This is a genomic window from Fictibacillus phosphorivorans (assembly GCF_001619875.1).
In the GTDB taxonomy this organism is placed as follows: domain Bacteria; phylum Bacillota; class Bacilli; order Bacillales; family Fictibacillaceae; genus Fictibacillus; species Fictibacillus phosphorivorans_B.
On record NZ_LRFC01000038.1, the window covers coordinates 600193 to 621473 of the forward strand.

At 40.0% G+C, this 21281-nt stretch carries 19 protein-coding genes; 18 read left to right on the forward strand and 1 reads right to left on the reverse strand.

Annotated features, from left to right (window positions below):
• Window positions 1-49 precede the first annotated feature (49 nt).
• The 14 genes from AWM68_RS18820 (at window position 50) to AWM68_RS18880 (ending at window position 13087) form a co-directional block, all read left to right on the forward strand.
• Window positions 50-1249: an ATP-grasp domain-containing protein gene (locus AWM68_RS18820; protein WP_066245313.1), complete on the forward strand. Its 1200-nt coding sequence runs from the start codon at window positions 50-52 to the stop codon at window positions 1247-1249.
• Window positions 1250-2167 (forward strand): succinate--CoA ligase subunit alpha, encoded by a 918-nt coding sequence (locus AWM68_RS18825; protein WP_066245315.1) that lies wholly within the window; start codon window positions 1250-1252, stop codon window positions 2165-2167.
• Complete coding sequence (locus AWM68_RS18830; protein WP_066245316.1) at window positions 2164-3528, forward strand: MmgE/PrpD family protein; 1365 nt, start codon at window positions 2164-2166, stop codon at window positions 3526-3528. Before AWM68_RS18825 ends, AWM68_RS18830 begins: the two co-directional genes overlap by 4 nt.
• Window positions 3510-4163, forward strand: coding sequence for a succinate dehydrogenase cytochrome b558 subunit (locus AWM68_RS18835; protein ID WP_066245318.1), 654 nt, complete (start codon window positions 3510-3512; stop codon window positions 4161-4163). The genes AWM68_RS18830 and AWM68_RS18835 overlap by 19 nt, the downstream gene beginning before the upstream one ends.
• Before the next feature lie 20 nt (window positions 4164-4183).
• Window positions 4184-5953, forward strand: a complete 1770-nt coding sequence (gene sdhA / locus AWM68_RS18840) for a succinate dehydrogenase flavoprotein subunit (RefSeq protein ID WP_082820784.1) — start codon at window positions 4184-4186, stop codon at window positions 5951-5953.
• Window positions 5954-5975: 22 nt separating this feature from the next.
• Window positions 5976-6728, forward strand: a complete 753-nt coding sequence (gene sdhB, locus AWM68_RS18845; protein WP_066245320.1) for a succinate dehydrogenase iron-sulfur subunit — start codon at window positions 5976-5978, stop codon at window positions 6726-6728.
• Between the two features lie 23 nt (window positions 6729-6751).
• Window positions 6752-8305: an FAD-binding protein gene (locus AWM68_RS18850; RefSeq protein ID WP_066245322.1), complete on the forward strand. Its 1554-nt coding sequence runs from the start codon at window positions 6752-6754 to the stop codon at window positions 8303-8305.
• Window positions 8286-9131: a fumarate hydratase gene (locus AWM68_RS18855; protein WP_066245323.1), complete on the forward strand. Its 846-nt coding sequence runs from the start codon at window positions 8286-8288 to the stop codon at window positions 9129-9131. Before AWM68_RS18850 ends, AWM68_RS18855 begins: the two co-directional genes overlap by 20 nt.
• A complete protein-coding gene (locus AWM68_RS18860) occupies window positions 9112-9699 on the forward strand; it encodes a Fe-S-containing hydro-lyase (RefSeq protein ID WP_419865597.1) in 588 nt (195 codons plus the stop codon). Before AWM68_RS18855 ends, AWM68_RS18860 begins: the two co-directional genes overlap by 20 nt.
• 107 nt (window positions 9700-9806) lie before the next feature.
• Window positions 9807-11318 (forward strand): argininosuccinate lyase, encoded by a 1512-nt coding sequence (gene argH / locus AWM68_RS18865; RefSeq protein ID WP_066245328.1) that lies wholly within the window; start codon window positions 9807-9809, stop codon window positions 11316-11318.
• Window positions 11319-11435: 117 nt separating this feature from the next.
• Complete coding sequence (locus AWM68_RS21585; RefSeq protein ID WP_156488459.1) at window positions 11436-11597, forward strand: hypothetical protein; 162 nt, start codon at window positions 11436-11438, stop codon at window positions 11595-11597.
• Between the two features lie 4 nt (window positions 11598-11601).
• Window positions 11602-12222 carry an SGNH/GDSL hydrolase family protein gene (locus tag AWM68_RS18870; protein ID WP_066245330.1) on the forward strand — a complete coding sequence of 207 codons (621 nt, stop codon included), beginning with the start codon at window positions 11602-11604 and terminating at the stop codon, window positions 12220-12222.
• A 90-nt stretch (window positions 12223-12312) separates the two neighbouring features.
• The gene (locus tag AWM68_RS18875) at window positions 12313-12804 is read left to right on the forward strand and encodes a VanZ family protein (RefSeq protein WP_066245332.1); all 492 of its coding nucleotides are present in this window, start codon (window positions 12313-12315) and stop codon (window positions 12802-12804) included.
• A 46-nt stretch (window positions 12805-12850) separates the two neighbouring features.
• Window positions 12851-13087, forward strand: a complete 237-nt coding sequence (locus AWM68_RS18880) for a DUF2584 family protein (protein ID WP_197468200.1) — start codon at window positions 12851-12853, stop codon at window positions 13085-13087.
• A gap of 35 nt (window positions 13088-13122) precedes the next feature.
• Here AWM68_RS18880 and AWM68_RS18885 read toward each other — a convergent pair whose 3' ends face one another.
• The gene (locus tag AWM68_RS18885) at window positions 13123-13866 is read right to left on the reverse strand and encodes a C39 family peptidase (RefSeq protein ID WP_231868453.1); all 744 of its coding nucleotides are present in this window, start codon (window positions 13864-13866) and stop codon (window positions 13123-13125) included.
• A 191-nt stretch (window positions 13867-14057) separates the two neighbouring features.
• Here AWM68_RS18885 and AWM68_RS18890 point away from each other — a divergent pair, with 191 nt between their 5' ends.
• From AWM68_RS18890 to AWM68_RS18905, 4 genes are all read left to right on the forward strand, one after another.
• On the forward strand, window positions 14058-15398 hold the full coding sequence (locus tag AWM68_RS18890; protein WP_066245336.1) for a peptidoglycan-binding protein: 1341 nt from the start codon (window positions 14058-14060) through the stop codon (window positions 15396-15398).
• Between the two features lie 166 nt (window positions 15399-15564).
• Complete coding sequence (locus AWM68_RS18895) at window positions 15565-17577, forward strand: penicillin-binding transpeptidase domain-containing protein (protein ID WP_156488460.1); 2013 nt, start codon at window positions 15565-15567, stop codon at window positions 17575-17577.
• Between the two features lie 476 nt (window positions 17578-18053).
• Entirely contained in the window at window positions 18054-18938 is an 885-nt protein-coding gene (locus tag AWM68_RS18900; RefSeq protein WP_066245340.1) for a C40 family peptidase, read from the forward strand.
• A 113-nt stretch (window positions 18939-19051) separates the two neighbouring features.
• Complete coding sequence (locus tag AWM68_RS18905; RefSeq protein WP_066245342.1) at window positions 19052-21193, forward strand: S8 family serine peptidase; 2142 nt, start codon at window positions 19052-19054, stop codon at window positions 21191-21193.
• Window positions 21194-21281 lie beyond the last annotated feature (88 nt).

The following is a 21281-nucleotide window of genomic DNA, read 5'->3' on the forward strand; positions in this document are numbered from 1 at the left end:
TTTTTAAGGGGAATTGGATCCAATATCCACAATAGGAGGGAAAGTTCATATGGGAAGAATGTTGGAAAATGCGAGTAAGAAATTATTAAAAGAAAACGGTATTCCTGCTCCAAATCATTGGGTGATCCATAAAAGTGACGAAATACAAGCGTTACATCTTAAGAAACCGTGCGTGTTAAAAGCATTGGTTCCTGTCGGGAAAAGAGGAAAGGCTGGGGCTATCAAGTTTGCAGACTCCGTACACGAAGCTCAAGAAAAAACGGAAGAACTGCTGAAAATGACAGTTAGAAATTATGAAGTGAATAGTGTCCTGCTAGAAGAAAAACTCGAAATCGCTGAAGAATGGTATATTTCCATCACGATTGATCCTCAAAAACAGATGCCGGTTATCATCGCAACAACTGAAGGAGGAGTAGAGGTAGAAGATCTTGTTAAGGAAGCTCCTGAAAAGGTAGTCATCTATCATGTGGAACCATTCTCCAAACTCTATTCCTATCAGGCGAAAGAAATCTGGAGCAAACTTGGTGTAACAGGAAAACCTCTCATTCAAGCCACCACCGTTTTATGCGGACTTTATGACACCTTTTTAAAATACGACTGTTACATATTGGAGATCAATCCGTTAGTGCTGACGAAAGATCAACAAGTTATGGCAGCGGCTTCTGTTATGGGTATTGATGACTCTGCGCTGTTTAGGCAGCCTGAGCTCGCAGGGCTAGTGGAATCGGGAAGTGAACGTTCGTGGAGGCCATTAACTGAACTTGAAAAAGCGATGGTTCAAGTGAATGATGCTGATTACAGAGGGACAGCCAGGTATACAGAAATGGATGGAGGCAGCATCGGTTTTATGTGCGGAGGGGGAGGAGGCAGCTTGCTCAGTTTTGATGCCCTTACCTTCTTAGGTGCACAACCTGCGAACTACACGGAGACCGGTGGAAATCCTTCAGAAGAAAAAGTGTATGGTCTTACAAAAGGAATCCTTTCTAAAGAAGGAGTGAAAGGACTGTTTGTTGCTCACAACATTACAAACAATACACAAATCGATGTTATGGCTAGAGGTATTGTAAAGGCTGTTCAGGAGCTGGGAGTAAAACTTGATGAGTTTCCTATTGTTGTCCGTGAAGCTGGTGTGAATGATGAAGAAGGCAAGCGGGTATTTGAAAGCGCTGGCATTACGTATTACGGGGAAGAAGTGACGATTGAACAAGCCGCCGCTGAAATGGTGAAAAAGATGGAAGGGGTGATCTAAATGGCAATTCTAATTGATCAGAATACAAGGATGGTGATTCAAGGAATTACCGGCCGTGAAGCGCAGATGGTAGTTGATCATACACTTGCTTACGGTACACGCATCTATGCAGGTGTTACACCCGGGAAGGGCGGACAAAATGTATTAGGTGTACCTGTATATGACACGGTATGGGAAGCGGTAAAAAAACAGAATGTAAATGCTAGCTTAGTTGTTGTCCCCCCGGCTTTTGCACTCGATGCTGTTTTAGAGGCAATTGATAACGGAATCAAACTTATTGTCGTAACAACAGAAAACATTCCGCAGCTTGATTCGGTAAGAATGCTGTATGAAGCTCGGAAGAAAAATGTTGTTATCATCGGTCCTAATACGGTCGGCATCATTAATCCAAAAGACAAAGTGAAGATGGGATCGATTGGCGGAGACCGGCCGGAGCGCTGCTTTGTTCCTGGCAATGTAGGTGTTATCTCAAGAAGCGGCGGAATGACAGCTGAAACATCCTGGATGGTGAAGCGTGCCGGATTCGGAGTTACAACCTCTGTCGGAATCGGAGGAGATAGCTTTATCGGATCAACCATAAAAGATTTACTTGCCTTGTTTGAAGAGGATAAAGAAACAAAAGCAGTCGTAACTTTTTCAGAACCAGGAACTTCTTTTGAAGAAGATGCGGCACAATTTTTAAAAGAAGGCGGATTTACTAAACCTTTAGTTTCATACGTGGCAGGGAGATTTACAGAATCCATGCCAGAAGGAACGGTGTTTGGTCATGCAGGTGCGATGATCTCCGGAAATACGGGGAGACCTTCACTAAAAATGAAAGCACTCCAAGATGCGGGGGCTCACGTGATCGAACGCTATGACGATGTGATATCTGTTTTGAAAACGGTACTTGGAGAAAGGGTTGGGGGAGTAAAATGACATTATCTCAAACTTTAGCAAGCTATGTTAATCGTACGCGCTATGAAGATCTACCGGAAAATGCCGTTGAATTTACAAAGCTTTGCATTCTCGATTGGTATGGTTCTGCAGTTGCGGGTAAAGATACGAAGCCCATTCAGGCGATAAAAGAACTTGTTGAAGAATGGGGAGGAAAGGAACAGGCGAGTCTTGTAACAGGTGGTAAATCTTCAGTTGCAAACAGCATTCTAGTAAATGCGGCGTCGAGTCATATTGTTGAATTGGACGATATTCATAAGTCATCTATTATTCATGCAGGTACAGTTGTAATCCCTGCTGCAGTTGCCGTTGCAGAAGCGTATGGGTTAAGCGGTAAAGAACTCATCACAGCGATAGTAACAGGTTATGAGGTTTGCTACAGAATTGGAGAAGCGGTTTCTCCTTCTCACTATTACTATTTTCATAACACAGCTACGTGCGGAACGTTTGGAGCAGCAGCAGCTGTCGGTAAATTGTTAAAATTGAACGATGAACAGCTAGCGCATGCTCTAGGGAACGCCGGATCGCAAGCTGCTGGGTTATGGGAATTTATTGAAGATGGAGCGATGACCAAACAGCTTCATACTGCTAAAGCAGCTTACAATGGAGCAATAGCCGCTCTGCTCGCAAAAAAAGATTTTACAGGCGCAAGTCAGATTCTTGAAGGAAGACGCGGATTCTTTCATGCTATGGCAGAATCAGTAGACCCTTCAAGAATTACGAATGGACTCGGCCATGTCTATAAAATAGTAGAAAATAGTTTTAAAATACATGCATCTTGCCGGCATACTCATCCGGCAGTAGATTGCATCCTCGACATCATGGCAAATCATGACATCAAGCATACATCCATTCAAAAAATTATGATCCATACGTATCAAACCGTATTGAACATCACAGATAAACCTAACCCTGACACTGTATATGCATCTAAGTTCAGCAGCCAGTTCTGCGCAGCCCTCGCAGCCGTTAAAGGCAGCGCTACCTTATATGACTTTGATGAAGAGACACTAAGAAGACCAGAGATTAAACAATTAATGAACAAAATAGAGGTTCATGCTGATCCTTACTATGACAATCTGTATCCAGAAAAATGGGGAGCAAAGGTAGAAATTGAGTTGCAGAATGGCAAGGTTTATACCGAAGCGACCGACTATCCAAAAGGCGATCCTGAAAAGCCAGCCAGTAAGGAAGAATTGATTGAGAAGTTCTTATCCATGACGTTTTCTAAGTTAGAAAATGCGGAAAAGCATGCAGAGAAAATTCTAAAGCTAGAAAGGATAACGGTAAGAGAGTGGCTTGCTGAAGAAACGAGGGATGAAGCGTGCAATCCAATTCATTAACAGTGGATCCTCAACCAGTAAACAGAAACATAAAAAAACGTTTTGTCCTTTCAAGGCTTCACTCTCTAGCTGGTATCGTTCCATTAGGAATCTTCATGGTAGAGCATCTATTAACAAATTCAACTGCTCTGTTTGGCAGTGAAAAATATAACGAACAAATTCATCTGATTCAAAGCATTCCTTTTTTGCCGTTGCTTGAGATCTTTTTAGTTGCCATCCCGCTTATTTTTCATGCAGGGTACGGAATCTATTTGTCTATGATTTCTAAATCAAATATTCAAACATACAAGTATGAAAGAAACAGATTGTTTTTCTTTCAGAGAGTCACGGGAATAACGACACTCGTTTTTATTATTTATCATGTCTGGTCTTTTCGATTAGCACCTGTGTTTTATGGGACCGAAATAAATTTTGATCTTGTGAATAGTCACCTGGAAAATGTATTTATCTTTTCTTTCTATGTGATCGGAGTAGTTGGGGCAGTTTTTCATTTCACAAATGGTATACGTACAGGATTAATAACATGGGGAGTGACGAAAGGTCCTGCCTCTCAGCGAATTGCACAAAAAATTTGTTTACTATTATTTGCGGTGTTCGGTGTTCTAGGCGTAACGAGCTTATTCGCATTTATATAAGAAAATGGAGGTGAAACATCTTGGACAATCAAGAATCAATCGTAGTTGGCGGCGGACTTGCAGGACTAATGGCAGCGATTAATCTTGCTGAAGCCCAAAAAAAGGTAAAGCTCTTCTCATTTGTACCTGTTCGCAGATCCCATTCTGTTTGTGCTCAAGGGGGCATCAATGGAGCGGTAAACACAAAGGGAGAAGGAGATTCAGTCTGGGAGCATTTTGAAGATACGATTTATGGCGGAGATTTTTTGGCGAATCAGCCTCCTGTAAAAGCAATGTGTGAAGCAGCACCAGATATCATCTATCTCCTTGCCAGAATGGGCGTACAGTTTAATCGGACTGAAGAGGGACATATCGACTTTAGAAGATTAGGTGGAGCAAAGTATTCCAGAACCGCTTTCGCAGGATCCACAACTGGTCAGCAAATCCTTTATGCGCTTGACGAACAAGTAAGAAGATTTGAAACAGAAGGTTTAGTTGAGAAATTTGAGTACTGGGAGTTCCTTTCACTTGTTATCGATGATGACGGCAGGTGCCGGGGGATTTCGGCTCAAAACTTAAAAACAATGGAGATTCATACGTTTAAATCAGATGCCGTGATTCTTGCGACTGGCGGCATCGGTAATATTTTCAGAAAAAGCACGAACTCCATTATTAATACAGGCAGTGCACATAGTATTGCTTATCAGCAGGGCGTTCGTTATGCCAATGGAGAGTTCATCCAAATCCATCCGACCGCGATACCTGGAGATGACAAGCTTCGATTGATGTCAGAATCAGCAAGAGGAGAAGGTGGAAGAGTATGGGTGTATCGCGACGGGAAACCATGGTACTTCCTTGAAGAAAAATATCCTGCGTACGGCAACCTTGTCCCAAGGGATATCGCAACACGTGAAATTTTCCATGTATGTGTTGATTTGAAGCTAGGAATCAATGGTGAAAACATGGTTTATTTAGACCTCTCACACCTTTCACCTGAATTACTAAATAGAAAGCTCGGAGGCATTTTGGATATTTATGAAAAATTTGTTGGTGATGATCCTCGCAAACTGCCTATGAAGATTTTTCCAGCCATGCACTATTCTATGGGAGGTCTTTGGGTAGATTATGACCAGATGACGAATATTCCTGGATTATTCGCATGTGGAGAATGTGAGTATCAGTATCATGGAGGAAATCGCCTTGGCGCCAACTCCTTAGTGTCAGCGATATATGGCGGAATGGTTGCAGGTCCGAATGCCGTTAATTATATGAACGGCTTAGAGGTAAAGTGTGAGGACTTACCGGATTCTATTTATCAAACGGAATTAAAGAAACAGAAAGAAGAATATGAAAAGCTTCTTAACATGGACGGAAACGAAAACCCTTATCAGCTTCATGTGGAAATGAGCGATTGGATGGTTGATAACGTTACGGTTGTCAGACATAATGACCGGCTTCAAAAAACAGATGAAAAACTTCAAGAGTTGCAAGAGCGGATGAAAAACATTGGGATAGACGATCGAAGCTCATGGCAAAACAGAACAGTCCCTTTTGTACGCCAGTTGAAACACATGCTGGAACTCGCAAGGGTCATCACAGTTGGGGCACTGCATCGAAACGAGAGCAGAGGAGCCCACTACAAACCAGAGTTTCCGGAAAGAGATGATGAGAACTGGCTGAAGACAACGATTGCTACATACACACCATCAGGACCAAGTCTTTCCTATGAGCCTGTAGATATTCAACATTTGAGACCAAGACCGAGACGGTATGATGTGGTTACGTCGAGCAAAGAATTTTCAAAAGCCTAAATGAGGCAGAAAGGAGAACGGTATGAGTGCTGAAAAGGTAATACGGCTAAAAGTAAAAAGAAAAGACAAGATGGACAGTGAATCGTACTGGGAAGAGTTTGCGATTCCTTACCGCCCTAACATGAATGTCATCTCTGCTTTAATGGAAATACAGCGAAACCCTGTGAACACAGAAGGAACTCAAGTGCGTTCTGTTGCATGGGAATATAACTGTCTAGAAGAAGTTTGCGGAGCATGCAGTATGAGAATTAACGGGAAAGTAAGGCAAGCCTGTTCAACTTTAGTGGAGAAGCTCAAACAGCCAATCCAGCTAGAGCCTATGGAAACATTTCCTGTTGAAAGGGATTTAGTCGTAGATCGTCAGCGGATGTTTGATGCTCTGCAAAAAATAAAAGGATGGATCCCAATCGATGGTACATATGCAATGGGATCAGGTCCATTAATTTCGTCTGGGGAACAACAAGAAGCATATAAATTTTCAACCTGTATGACTTGCGGCTGCTGCCTGGATGCTTGTCCCAATGTAAACAGCGGCTCTCCATTTATTGGCCCTCAGGCGCTGGCTCAAACAAAGTATTTTAACATGCACCCCACTGGAAAATTAACAAAAAATGAACGCCTGGAAGTGGTTATAGGTGATGAAGGCATTTCGAATTGCGGGAATTCACAAAACTGTGTTGAAGTATGCCCGAAAGATATTCCTTTAACAACGGCTCTTGCAGAATTAAATCATGAAGCCAATCGTTATGCATTATGGAGCTGGCTGAAAAAGTAGAGCTTAGTATGGAGGTCATTTTGATGTCAGATAAATCTTATCATTTTGATGTGATTGTAGTTGGCGGTGGCCACGCAGCATTAGTTGCTGCCATTTCAGCATGGGATAGCGGTGCATCTGTTGCACTCGTTACAAAAGGGAAAGCAGGACTCGGAGGATCATCTGTGATTTCTGACGGTGTGTATGCAGCCATTTTTTCTGAACATGATTCTAGTGACATTTATTATACGGACATTTTAAAAGGCGGAAAGGGATTATCCAATCCTCGGCTAGCAAAAGTGCTCGCAGAAGAATGTACAGAAAGAGTGATGGAGCTTGAAAGTGTTTATGGTGTGGAGCTGCAGTTTGAAAAGATTGTTGCTACCCCAGGACACTTCTATCCAAGAAGGGTATATGCCGGAAAAGGAATCGGGAAAACGGTAACGAAAGCGCTAAGAGATGCTGCTATTGACAAGGGTATAACCCTGTTTGAAAATTATACTGTGCTTGATCTGATTAGTGACGGAAAACAAAATTATGGAGTGGTCGCACAAAAAGATAATCAAATATACGAGTTTATAGCCCCTTCTACCATTCTAGCAACAGGAGGATTTGGCGGACTTTATACATCAACAGACAATCCAAGAGATATTACAGGTGAAGCGATCGGAATGGTTTGGCGGCACGGTATTGAATTAATAGATATGGAGTTTGTGCAATTTTATCCTTATCGTTTGAAGTCACCTGCAAATATCGACGTTATGACGAAAATTTTCGGCAAAGGTGCCATTTTACGAAACGAAAAACAAGAACGGTTTATGGAGAGATATCCCAAAAAAGAACTGGAAACCCGGGACGTTCTTAGTTATGAGATGTTCCAGCAAAAAGAGGTTTATTTAGATTTTTCAAACGTATCAGAGAATGATTTAGAAATAGACAGTCCAGCCCTTTTTCGTCTTATAAAAAAAGGTCATGAGGGAAAATGGATAATGAGTCCCGTACAGCATTATTGTATGGGCGGAATCAAAGTGGATGAGTGGGGAAAAACCAGCTTGAACGGGTTATATGCTTGCGGCGAATGTACAGGAGGACTGCATGGAGCAAATCGTCTTGGAGGAGGGTCCATTACTGAGGCTCTTGTATTTGGAAAACGGACAGGATATGCTGCTGCAGAAAACAAGAAAGAGATCACCTTATTTAATTATACAAAGACCGTTAGTCCAACTGATATTGAGGTTAATAGAGAACTAGAAAAAGAGATTTATACAAAAGTCAGAGAAATTATGTGGGAGAAAGCAGGAATTGAACGGACAACCCAAACACTTTTACAAGCAAAGGAAGAATTAAATCAACTTGCTGAAGAAACTTCTTCTGTACGATTAAAGGATAAAATTCGAGCAGCCTGGGCTTCCGTTTATGCGGCTTCCATTCGTATAGAAAGCAGAGGAGCACATAAACTTCAAAATGCAGCTTCAGAAAAAAAGGAATGGGAAGGTAATATTGAAATTCATAATAAAAGTGCCCGGTTTATTCCTGCAGCATTAGATGAAGGCAGGAGAAAAAAGGAGCAGGTAGCTTATGAAAATCATCAAGTATGAGGAAATAGTAAAGCACGTTTCAAAAATGTGTCAGGAAGCAAACTTTGATTTAGGTCAAGATGTGGTCAATGCCTTTCAATCGGCTCTAAAAAAAGAGAAATCAGAAACAGGAAAAGATATTCTGGAACAGCTGATAGCCAATGCTGATATTGCAACAAGTGAGAGAGTCCCCATGTGCCAAGATACTGGTGTTTCTGTTTTTATTATCGAGCTTGGGCAAGACTGTCATATCACAGGCGGCAAGCTGTATGATGCCATCAATGAGGGTGTCAAAAAAGGGTATGAAGAAGGGTATTTACGGCATTCAATCGTAGACCACCCCATTACGAGAGAAAAAAGTAAAGGGTATAACACACCTTCTATTATTCACGTTGAACTCGTTGAAGGAGACGAGTTGGTCATTCATATGTCCGCTAAAGGCGGCGGCAGCGAAAACATGAGTACGTTAAAAATGCTTAAACCCTCTGATGGTGTCGAAGGTGTGAAAAATTTTATCCTCGACACAGTCAGAGTGGCTGGTCCTAATGCCTGTCCACCGCTTGTGGTAGGCGTTGGTGTTGGAGGGAACTTTGAAAGAAGTGCCTATTTAGCGAAAAAGTCGTTATTCAGACCAATCGGACACAGAAATGAACGGACAGAAATAAGTGAGCTTGAAATGGAACTGATGGAGAAGATTAACCAGCTAGGTATCGGACCGCAGGGAATGGGCGGAAGTACAACTGCATTAGATGTAAAAATAGAAATTGAGCCCTGTCACATTGCAGCACTGCCGGTTGCGGTAAATCTGAATTGTCACGCAAGCCGACATAAGGAAATCCGCTTGTGAAAAGGAGAGTGAAAACATGGCTGCCATTCAATTAAGCTGTCCAATTTCAGATGAAGAAATTAAAACATTAAAAGCAGGTGACAGGGTATTGCTGAGCGGAACCATTTATACAGCCCGCGACGCTGCTCATAAGAGAATGTCAGAAGCACTCCAAAACAGTGGGAAACTGCCTGTTCAGATTGCAGGACAGATTATATATTATGTTGGTCCTACACCTGCAAAGCCCGGTCAGGTGATCGGATCAGCTGGTCCCACGACAAGTGGAAGAATGGATAAGTACACACCAGCATTGCTTGAACTTGGTTTGAAAGGAATGATCGGAAAAGGATATCGTAGTGATGAGGTTGTTGAATCGATCAAAAAAAATAAAGCTGTATACTTTGGTGCTATTGGTGGATCAGGTGCATTAATAGCACGAACGATAAAGTCCTCAGAAATCATTGCTTATCAAGATTTAGGGCCAGAAGCAATCTATAAATTAGAGGTGAAAGAATTTCCTGCCATAGTTATTATAGATAGCAAAGGAAACGATTGGTATGAAATCGGAAAGCAGCAGTATCAATCATAATACTGTGCGTGTTTAAGCAGCCCTATGCAGGCTGCTTTTTTTGTTCCCAATCCCTTATCCCATTTATACACTAATTAATAATAATGTTGAAAGGTAGGGGGAGACTTATGCAGTCCAAGGATGAATTCATCAAAAGCGAAGGAACATCGTTTCCAGGAAAAACCTATGTCGATCATCTGCTTCGTCCTGTTTTTAACGTTCAGCGGGACTACTTATTTAAACAGATGTTTAACATTCATCGTGCTCATGTTGTGATGCTTGCTGAACAAGGTATTTTAGATAAAAAAGAAGCGGGTGTAATTCTAAAAGAAGTTGAGGAGGTCGCTCAAACCGACTGCCAAAAACTCGAGTATGACCCGCAATTTGAAGATCTTTTCTTTATGATGGAACATAAAATCAGTGAACAAATTGGCCCGGACCTTGCAGGGAAAATGCACATCGCCCGAAGCCGAAACGACATGGGTGTGGCTATGTACCGACTTGTTTTACGAAAACATATCTTGATGCTGGTGGAAAGTTCACAGCTTTTGGCGGATGCTCTCCTAGAAAAGATAGAAGAACACGCAGAAACCGTTATGACCGCTTATACCCACACTCAGCCCGCACAGCCGACAACACTCGCACACTACTTAAACGCAATCTTAGATGTTTTCCTCCGAGATATTAAAAGACTTTGGTCTGCTTATGAAACTGTGAACCGATCTCCAATGGGTGCAGCTGCTCTATCAACAACTGGCTTCCCGATAAATAGAAAAAGAGTCCGCGAACTTCTAGGTTTCAGTGAACTCGTCGAGAATTCCTATGATGCAATAGCTGGAGCGGATTATCTCGTTGAGTCCGCAACGGCTGTACTGTCCATGATGGTTAATTGCGGCAGATGGATTCAGGATTTCCTGCAACTTGTAACGCGTGAACATAACATCATTAAAGTGGCTGATCCATACGTGCAAATCAGCTCAATTATGCCGCAAAAACGAAACCCTGTTTCCATTGAGCATTCACGCGCACTCGCCAGTTCATCAGCAGGAGAAGCACTCGCTACCATTCATATGATTCACAACACACCGTTTGGTGACATCGTCGATACAGAGGATGATCTTCAGCCCCACCTTTACCGAAGCTATGAAAAAGCGAACAGAGTGTTACACCTTATGCACGCGGTCATACGTACGATGGAAGTAAACAAAGAAACTGCACTGAAACGGGCAAAAACGTCATGCATCACGATTACCGAGCTCGCTGAATTTCTCGCAAAAGATAAGAACGTCCCGTTTCGAACCGCACACCAAATTGCAAGGAGCATCGCAAAAAATTGCTCCAAACAAAATACAGAGCTCTATGAACTTCCGATTCAAACAGTAAATGAAATCATCCAAAACCAACAAAATGTATCACTCACTCAAAAAGAATGGAATGAGATCATCTGTCCTGCCGAATTTGTTGAGAGGCGCAGCATACAAGGCGGGCCGAATCCGGATGAGGTGAGGAGGATGGCAACAATGAGAAAACAGAGATTACTACAAATAAGTAATAAGTTAAATGATGAGCTTAATAGACTCAGTTCATCAGAACAAAGCTTAAGTGAGACAGTAAAACGAATGATTGTAAGTCCACAATAGGTTATGGTTTATAAACACGAAAATTTCCGCTTAAATTCTACACGTTTCAACAATTTTCTTGTATTAGAAAAATTTCCCCTTTATGATTAAGGTAGACTATTTAAGGGGCTGGGACGAATGAAGAAACGGCGATTTTTTACTATACTGGTCATTTTTGCATCTATAGCAAGTGTGGCTGGCGGTCAGATCTATTACAACAATAAATTAGAAAAAACTGTATACGCAGCAAAGCGTGAATTAGCAGATAAATCGATCGGGACAGAGGAAAAAAACAAATGAATCCGTGAAAGAAGTGGTTCATTTTAAGAATGCACCCAAAGACCTCTCAGAAAGATATAATCAAAAGAAAGCCGCTGGTGAAGTTTTTGCTTTTCATTTGATTGGTTCAACAAATACTTCTCAAGATGAGGGAACGTGGGCAAAGGTTTTTACAAGCGAAATGAAGAATATATATAAAGAAGACATCTCGATTCAAACGAGTAGTTTTGCAAAATATACAAGTACTGAGCTCATCAAAAATAAAATCTATGATGATATTACCGCAATAAAAGCTGATGTCGTTTTGATTGAACCGCCTTTATTAAATGATAATGAAGGCATCAGTATGAAGGATACTTTATATGTTCTCAGTAATATGATTGCAGATATTAGAACGACGAACCCAGAGTCGATTATTTTACTTCAACCTTCAAATCCGATTTTTTCACCTGAAAAATATGCGAACCAAATAGCGGAGTTAGAACAGTATGCTAAGGACAAAAACGTTTCCTATTTAAACCATTGGACTAGCTGGCCAAGCGTGGATTCAGAGGAAATTAAAGACTATTACGACAGCAGAACCTTAATGCCCAACGAAAAAGGCCACAAGCTATGGGCAGACTATATGATTTCTCTGTTTAAATAGCAGTTAAGACTTCGGTTATCCGGAGTCTTTTTTGATTGCTAGGATATGTTATAGTTACTAAACGTACTATTATTAAACAGGTGGTCTCTCATGAAAAAAATCTTAATCTACTGGCTGCCAGTCCTCCTTTGGATAAGTATTATCTTTTATGCCAGCTCTCAACCCTATGAAAAACAAGATCTTCGTCCTGCGCTCTCAGCGAATCTGGACTTAAGTATTATAGAAAATCTGTTTTCATCGGTCACGTTTCATTACGCGGGTGACGAAATTAGTATTCAAGCGTTAGGCGCAGCTCATTTTCTTGAGTTCTTTATCAGAAAAGCTGCACACTTTTTTACGTATTTCGTCTTAGGATTCTTAATAAATCGTGCTTTAAGCTATCATTTTTTAAACAACCGTTTAACATATATGAGTTCTTGGTTCTTAACCATTCTGTACGCCATCTCTGATGAGGTACACCAAAGCTTTACACCGAACCGAACGCCGCATGTAGAGGATGTAATGATTGATGCTGCTGGTGGACTGATCGGGGTCACTCTAGCACTCTTTATCTACAGAAAAATTCGTACAAAAAGAATTTAGATTAGTGCTACAATAAAGAAAAAAGAATGCAGGTGATAACATGCAAATGCCGATGACAATGCAATCTAGCCTAGTGACGATTGGAAAAGAAAAGCGATTAGAAGGTAATGTGTTCGAAATTTCACTAGAAGGTTATAAGCTGTTTATTTTGGATCATCCTGTACCGGTGCAAAAAAAGGAAAACAGCTCTCCGGTAGGGAAAGCTGTTATAAAAGAAGTGACGTGGAAAGAAGACTCCACTCGTTTAGTCTATGAACTTATTGATCTGCATGGTGTAAATTAAGAAAGAAGGAACTCGGAGATTCCGAGTTCCTTCTTCTACTTATAAGTAATCGCCTGCGATCCCATCTGTTCCCAAGCCATTACAAAATCCGCTCGCGGCAACTTCCGGTTTTTCTCCTTTTTCAGCGGATCATTCACATAAACGTGTTTCTTATCGAATCCAGTAATCACAACAGAATGTTCTTTCCACGTAATCTCAACTTGTCCTGATGGAGTATTCCATGTTCGAAATTCGCTATCAGGTAATGCCCTAAACTCTGCATTTATAATAATCCAAACGGGTTTTCCTTTTTCCACTTTAGCCAACAATTCATCGAAAGACCCACCGCTCATATCTTCAATTCCGCCAGGCAAGTATTCCTCAGCTAGTTCAGCCACTGGACCGTGATAAACACCATATCCCATGTTATCAAACGTATAGATGTCACCGACAAATCCATCGTTCGGGTTGCCGTAATAATAAGTTCCATTTTCGTTTTTGTAAGGTGTTTCCACTTTCCTAATCTTTTCAGCAAGCTCCATTTTATCAACATCTACACCAGCGTGCTGAAGGACCATAGCCAATGATGTCACTTCACAGCCGCGATCGAGCTCAGGCATTTGCTGTATTAGAGGCACATTATCTACCGTAATTCGTCCTTTTTCCTTAGTAACCCCTGTAGACCTACTCTCTGCGGTTAATTCTAATTTCTCATTTTCAGTTTGTTTTTTATTTTGCTGAAAGCCTAAGAAACCTCCAAGGATAAATGCTACAAACAAGACAATTAATAGTTTTTTCACCTTAATACTCCTTGTCTTCAAGTTACTACATATATTACCAAAATATTAATTAAATAAGCATAAATTGAATCAATCCAACAACTTCAAACAACTAACTACTAATATATTGCATATTTATTCTGTAATTTAGAAGGAATTTGTCGATAAAAGAAGAAGTGAGACTTATTGAAAATTAGTAAAAGGAGGAAGAAATGGAAAATAAAAAGGTTTTAAAGCGTTTTATTATGACTTCTACTTTTGCTGGAGCATTTTTGGCAGCACCGGTTATTGGAGAAGCTGCACTCGGGGACCAAACTCTTAAGTTAGGACAAACAAATAGTGATGTAAAGGATCTGCAATCCATTCTAAAAAGTAAAGGGTACTTTCATTATCAAGAGACCACCACTTATTTTGGACCGATAACAAAGAAAGCCGTAATGGACTTCCAAAAAGCAAATGGTCTTGTTGTTGATGGAATTGTGGGAAAGCAAACCTACGGTAAATTGCTGCAGAATTCCCATCAGGAAGAAAAACCAACAGTACAAAAACCAACAGTACAAAAACCAACAGTAAAAAAACCAACTGTGCAAAAGCCAACTGTCTCCACTACTAAGCCAGCTGGAACACAACAAACCCAACAAGCTGGAAAAGTATTAAAACTTAATTCAACAGGTCCTGAAGTAAAACAACTTCAGACAGATCTCAAAAGTCTAGGATTCTTTACTTTTTATAAAACGACTGATTTTTACGGAACGATTACAACAGAAGCCGTTCGAAAATTCCAAATCAACCAAAAGTTAAAGGCAACAGGGGTGGCTGATCAAATAACACTTGATCGTGTTCAGAAGCAAGTGGCGGCAAAGAAGGCACCAAATACCACAACACCGATCACAGCAACACCGCCAAAACCTACCGCTTCAACACCTGCGCCGCCTCCTAAGGAAACGGTCATACTTAAATTTGGCAGCAAAGGAACTCAAGTTATGCAGCTTCAAACACGCCTCAAAAAGCTTGGTTATTTTACATACCCTATGATTACTGATTATTATGGAACGGTAACAGAGGAAAGTGTTGAAAAGTTCCAAAAAGCAAGTGGTCTTCCGGTTACAGGTGAAGTAACAAATTCGGTGTTAACTAAGCTATCTCAGGCAGAGAAAAACCAGACATCAAAACCAAGCAAGACGCGTGATCAAATTACAATCAACGTGATTGCTAATGCTTCTGAACTTATGGGTGTTCCTTATGTGTGGGGTGGTACGACAACAAATGGGTTCGACTGTAGCGGATTTATCCAATATGTTTATGCTAAAGAAGGGGTGCAGCTTCCTAGAACCGTTGCACAAATGTGGAACGCAACAACAACTGTAAGTAATCCAGCAGTAGGAGATCTTGTTTATTTTGAAACGTACACAGCAGGACCATCTCATTTAGGTATTTACATAGGCAATGGTCAATTTGTACACGCTGGATCAAGTACAGGCGTTACTGTTAGCGATATGAACCTGTCATATTGGAAAAATAGATATTTGGGCTCAAAACGGGTAAACTATTAAAATAGCTTTTGAATAAAATCTTCTGAACTCTCAGAAGGTTTTTTCTTTATCAGTAAACTATCAGATGTTTATCAGTAATAAATTCCCAACTATTTTGTTATAATAAACAAGTGTTTAAAAGGGATAATGTTTGTCGTGACAAAACTTGTTGAGAAGGAGATATGATTTGAAGAATATATGTAAACTCATTTTTATGACTGCCTTTTGTTTAGGGCTGTTATCAGCTTGTTCAGAACCACCAAAGCCAGAAAATACATTGAAAAAGTATGTAGGCTATTGGGAAAAGCAAGATTATAAGAATATGTATAAGCTGCTAGATTCTAAATCCAAAGAGGAAATCTCTGAGAAAGATTTTGTAAAGCGCTATGAAGCGATTTATAGTGGCATTGAAGTTAGTAAGTTAGAAGTGGATATAAAAAAGCAAAAGAAAAAAGAGGAAGAAGAAAGCGAGAATGTGAGTCTTCCTTATACCGTTAAGATGGAAACACTTGGCGGACCGATAGAATATTCACATGACATGAAAATGAACCTTGAAAAAAAGGATGATTCTGAAAAGTGGGGGATCCAGTGGAATACGTCGCACATTTTTCCAGAAATGAAAAAAGGCGACCGAATCTCTGCTTCTACCATCTCTCCGAAAAGGGGGCAGATTCTAGACAATGAAGGCAAGCCGCTGGCAATTAATGGTGTAGCAGCTGAAATTATTATTGTTCCTGATAAATTGCCTCAAGATAAAGCAAAAACACTAACACCTTTATCTAAACTGCTGGGGATGACGACAGAAGAGATACAAAAGCAGCTGGATCAGCCGTGGGTGAAGCCGAATCAGGCGGTACCCATTAAAAAGGTATCAGCAGATGACGCGAAGTTAAAAGACATCATTGCACTAGATGGTGTTGATTACCAAAAGAAATTGACACGGCTTTATCCTTTAAAAGAAGCTGCAGCACACCTTACTGGTTATATTGCACCCATTTCTGCCGAGGATTTAGAGAAGTTAGAAGGAAAAGGTTATTCATCACAAGATTGGATTGGTAAAGCGGGGCTTGAACAAGTATACGAGGAACAGCTGCGTGGCACGAGCGGTGGGCTAATTAAGATCCTCGATAGCAAAGGTGAGGAAAAATTGATACTCGCACAAAAGGAAGTTCAAAACGGAACAGATGTAAAAACAACGATTAATAGCAGAGTACAGCTTTCAATCTATAACCAAATGAAGGCTGACGTTGGAACGGCATCGGCCATTCATCCAAAAACAGGAGATGTACTTGCGTTAGTGAACAGTCCGTCTTATGATCCAAACCAATTTACGTTAGGATTAACAAAGTCTCTTAGACAAAAATGGGCAGATGATCCAAAACAGCCAATGTTAAACCGTTTTAAATATGTCTACGCACCAGGTTCGACACTCAAACCTTTAACGGCTGCGATCGGGCTCGAAAATGGAACTCTTAACCCTAACGCAGAAATGAAAGTATCGGGTAAAACATGGCAAAAAGATAAGAAAGCTTGGGGCAGTTACAAAGTAACTAGGGTTACTGACGTTCCGAGCGTCAACTTAGAAAAAGCGCTAATCTATTCTGATAATATTTACTTTGCTCAAGCAGCGTTAAAACTAGGTGAAGACAAGTTTACAGAAGGCTTGAAGAGATTCGGATTTGGGGAAGAAATACCTATTTCCTTCCCATTTACTGCATCTTCTGTTGGGAAAGGTGGCATGAGTGAAGGGCAGCTCGCTGACAGTGGCTTCGGCCAAGGACAGGTTCAGATGAGTGCGCTGCATGTAGCTATGTCCTACACACCGTTCTTAAATGAAGGGAACTTGTTGGCGCCAAGATTAGATCAGGCTAAAGAGGAGTCTATCTGGAAAGAAAACGTGATCTCACCAGAGACAGCGAAATTGGTAAGTGGGGATCTGGTCCAGGTTGTAGCCAATAAAAACGGAACAGCCCATAAAGATGCCTTTATGAAAGACTTGCCGCTCGCAGGGAAAACCGGAACGGCTGAGCTTAAAGCTGCGGGAGAAGACAAAGGGAAAGAATTGGGCTGGTTTGTTGGCTATAACACACAAAATCCATCCCTTCTCGTTTCCATGATGATTGAAGACGTTGAAGAACGTAACGGCAGTCACTATGTAACTCCTAAAGTTAAGAATGTGTTTAAAGAAGTTCTTAAATAAATTGGAAGCTGACATCCAAGGTATATCAAGTGACCTTTTCGATGTCAGCTTTTTAATTTTTCTAATGTATACGAATTAATTATTCTAAGGAACTAGATGGGACTAGTAAGTATATGTGGTACGTTAAACGCAAATGTACATGAGCAGTCATTGAATAAATTTATGAACAAGTTCCTCTAGGATATGGGTATATAGGACTGATTAATTGGTTTGAATTACGTAAAACCCTTTCCTATATACGACATTATTTAGCATAATATTACAAAAATTACACAAATGCTGTCAGATATGTAACGAACATGTAATAAACCGATGGGTCTACTTATGCTACCATAGACTTAGGACGATGGGGTCAAGCAAAAGGTAGAAACATACAATACATATTTGTTTTTTACTACATAAATTGAACTAGTCTACTAGAATAACTTGAACCCAATTGGTTATATCTAGCCTAATCAATTGGAGGGTAATTTATTATGAAAAAGAAAATTTTGTCTATCGCAGTTGCTGCTGGTGTAATTTTATCAGGTGGAGAGTTTGCTCATGCTTCACTTGGAGATGATATTATTAAGACGGGTCATAAATATTTAGGTACTCCTTATAAATACGGTTCAGCTTTTGGAAATACACGTACTTTTGATTGTTCTTCTTTTACTTCATATGTTTTTGCACAAAACGGAATTACAATTCCACGAACAAGTGTTGGACAAGCTTCAGCTGGAGTAGCTGTTTCAAAAGCTAATCTTCAAAAAGGTGATCTAGTATTCTACGACACGGACTTTGATGGAAGAGTCAATCATGCTGGAATCTACGCAGGTAATGGAAAGATGCTTAATGCACAATCAAACGGAGTTGCCTACACAGATGCATTTTCTAAATATTACTGGGGAGCTCGATATATAACAGGCAGACGTGTGATTACTCAGAAAGCAACAGCCGCTGCTGCCAAAAAGCCTATTCAAGCTAAACCAGCTGCCAGTACAGGTCAAGGAAAAGTGCATAAGGTTCAAAAAGGGGAAACACTTTGGAGCATCAGCAAAAAGTATAAAACAACTGTAGCTGCTATCCAAAAGTTAAACAATTTAAAATCTACTTCTCTGAAAGTAGGTCAGGTGTTGAAGATAAGCGGACAAGCTCCATCTATTAAAAAAGCTTCAACAGTGAAAACTGCACCTATTAAAAAGACAACAACAGTTTCAATAGCATCTACTACAAAAACAATCTCTTATACGGTTAAGCGTGGAAACTCGCTGTGGGGAATCAGCAACAGCTATGGTGTTTCAGTTAATCAAATTATGAAAACGAATAAGTTAAAGTCAGCTTCTATCTATCCTGGTCAAAAGCTGATCATATCCAAATAAGCATCAGCCTGTTAATAGCAGGCTGTTTTTTGTTATATAAATCTATGAATTAAGTGGTAAAAAGTGGTTTTTAAAGTATAATAAATTTATATTCCAAAACTTTGGGGGCCATGATGAATAGAAAAAAACTTTTAACCTGTTTGATTCTTACTTCACTCAGCTTTTCTTCTACTCATGCATTAGCTGAGAGTAAGTCCAAGCAATCCGAGAAAACGGCATATACCTATCAAAAAATGTTCCAAGGTAAAGACTACGTAAAGACAGAACTCATTATAAAATTCTCGAAAGAACTTGATAAGAAAGACAAGTCAATTTTAAAAACCTTTTTTAATCTTGTTAATATAAAACCCATTGGAAAGAACTTTTATGTGGTGTCTTTTTCTGATGAAACGAATTTACCTAAACTAGTTAATAAGCTTTACGATAACAGAATAGTAGAATACGTAGAACCTAATTATAAAATTCAGAAAGAATATATTCCTTCTGAACCTCTTTATAAAAAACAATGGTTTCATTCCAAAATTAATACGCCTTTAGCATGGGATACGACAAAAGGGGCAAGTGACGTAGTTGTAGCAGTAATTGATGGCGGTGTAGATGGTAAGCACCCAGAACTAAAAGGAAAACTGTACAAGCCATATGATGCAGTGGATGGGGATTCTACTTATTATCCCGATGATCACGGAACTCATGTTGCGGGAATAATAGGTGCGTCTTTTAATTCGGTAGGAGTAGCAGGTATTGCTCCTAACGCTAAAATTATGCCGATAAATGTTTTTTATGGAGCTACTACAACTGCTGAAGAAATTTCATCCGCTTTATTTTATGCAGCAGATCAGGGAGCTGATGTGATAAACATGAGTTTAGGGAGTTATTATTACAGCAAAGTGATTGATGATGCTGTTGCTTACGCAAGATCTAAAGGAACTATAGTTGTTGCTGCTGCTGGTAATGATCATGTAGACGAAAAAACATATCCAGCTGCTTATAATGGTGTATTTGGAGTCAGTGCCACTAACAATACTGATCGTGCTGCTTATTTTTCCAACTACGGAAGCTATGTTGATTATGCTGCACCTGGAGAAGATATTTATTCTACAATTGCCTATGGAAAATATGGATATATGAGCGGAACTTCAATGGCATCTCCTGTCGTAACTGGGACCATTGCCTTGATGCTTTCAAAAAACCCATTTTTAACAGAAGCGCAAGTAGATGCCGTCTTAAAGAAGTCAACTGTTGACCTATACACAGCAGGGAGGGATGACCTTTCTGGATATGGTAGAATTGATGCTTCTTTAGCGGTTAAAAATACTCCGGCAGCACTTTCAATCACAACTTTATCAGCAAAAGAATTAGTAATAAATGGACTAAACTCTATTACAGCGTCTTATAAAGCTTATATTGGTTCCTCGGTATCCGTAGTTGTAAAAGATGCAAAGGGCAAGATTGTAAAAACCATTAGTAAAAATGTTAAAGGTACTGACAAACAGGTAAACGTTTCATGGGACGGGAGAATCGACAACGGCAGTTACGCTGATAGTGGTTCTTACAAAATAATAGTTACAGCAGTTAAAGGTTCTGCTGCTAGGACGAAAGAGACTTCTTTTACCGTAAAAAATCAATTAAAGCCATCAATCAGTTTAGAAAAAACGACAATTTATTATTCTCCTAAAGTATTGAGAGCGGCGGCGGTCCCTATAAAGCTCAATAAAACACAATTAGTTACAGCAAAGATCTTTGATGCAAAAGGTGCACATGTGAAAAATATTATATCTAATAAACTTCTATTAGGTGGTAGTCAGACAATAGGCTGGAATGGTAAATACAGCTCTGGAAAACAAGTGCCAGATGGAAATTATCTGATGAGAATAGACAGTATTGATGCTAATAATCAAAAAGCAGATCGGAAGACAGCAACGATAATAGTTGACAGCAAGGCACCCCTTCTTAAGAGTGCTGCGATATCCCCCTCTGTTTACAAAGCAGGGAAAAGTATTACGGCTGTTAGTAAGTTCACAACAAATGAAGCTTCAAAGGTAATGATTTATGTTGTTAACAACAATGGTCAAAAAATAAGGACCTTGGCTAGCAAAATGTCGCTAAAATCAGGAACACACACTCAAAGCTGGGATGGGATAACGCAAAGCAAAACCTATGCAAAGGCAGGAAAATACAGGTTTGTATTTGAAAGTACTGATGTTGCAGGGAACAAATCGATAACACAATCAAATTGGATTTCTTTGCAAAAATAATAGATTGATACGGCACCTCTTCTAACAATGAAAGAGGTGTTTTTTTTATCAAATCATGTAAAAACATATCAAATTATTGGAAAAAACA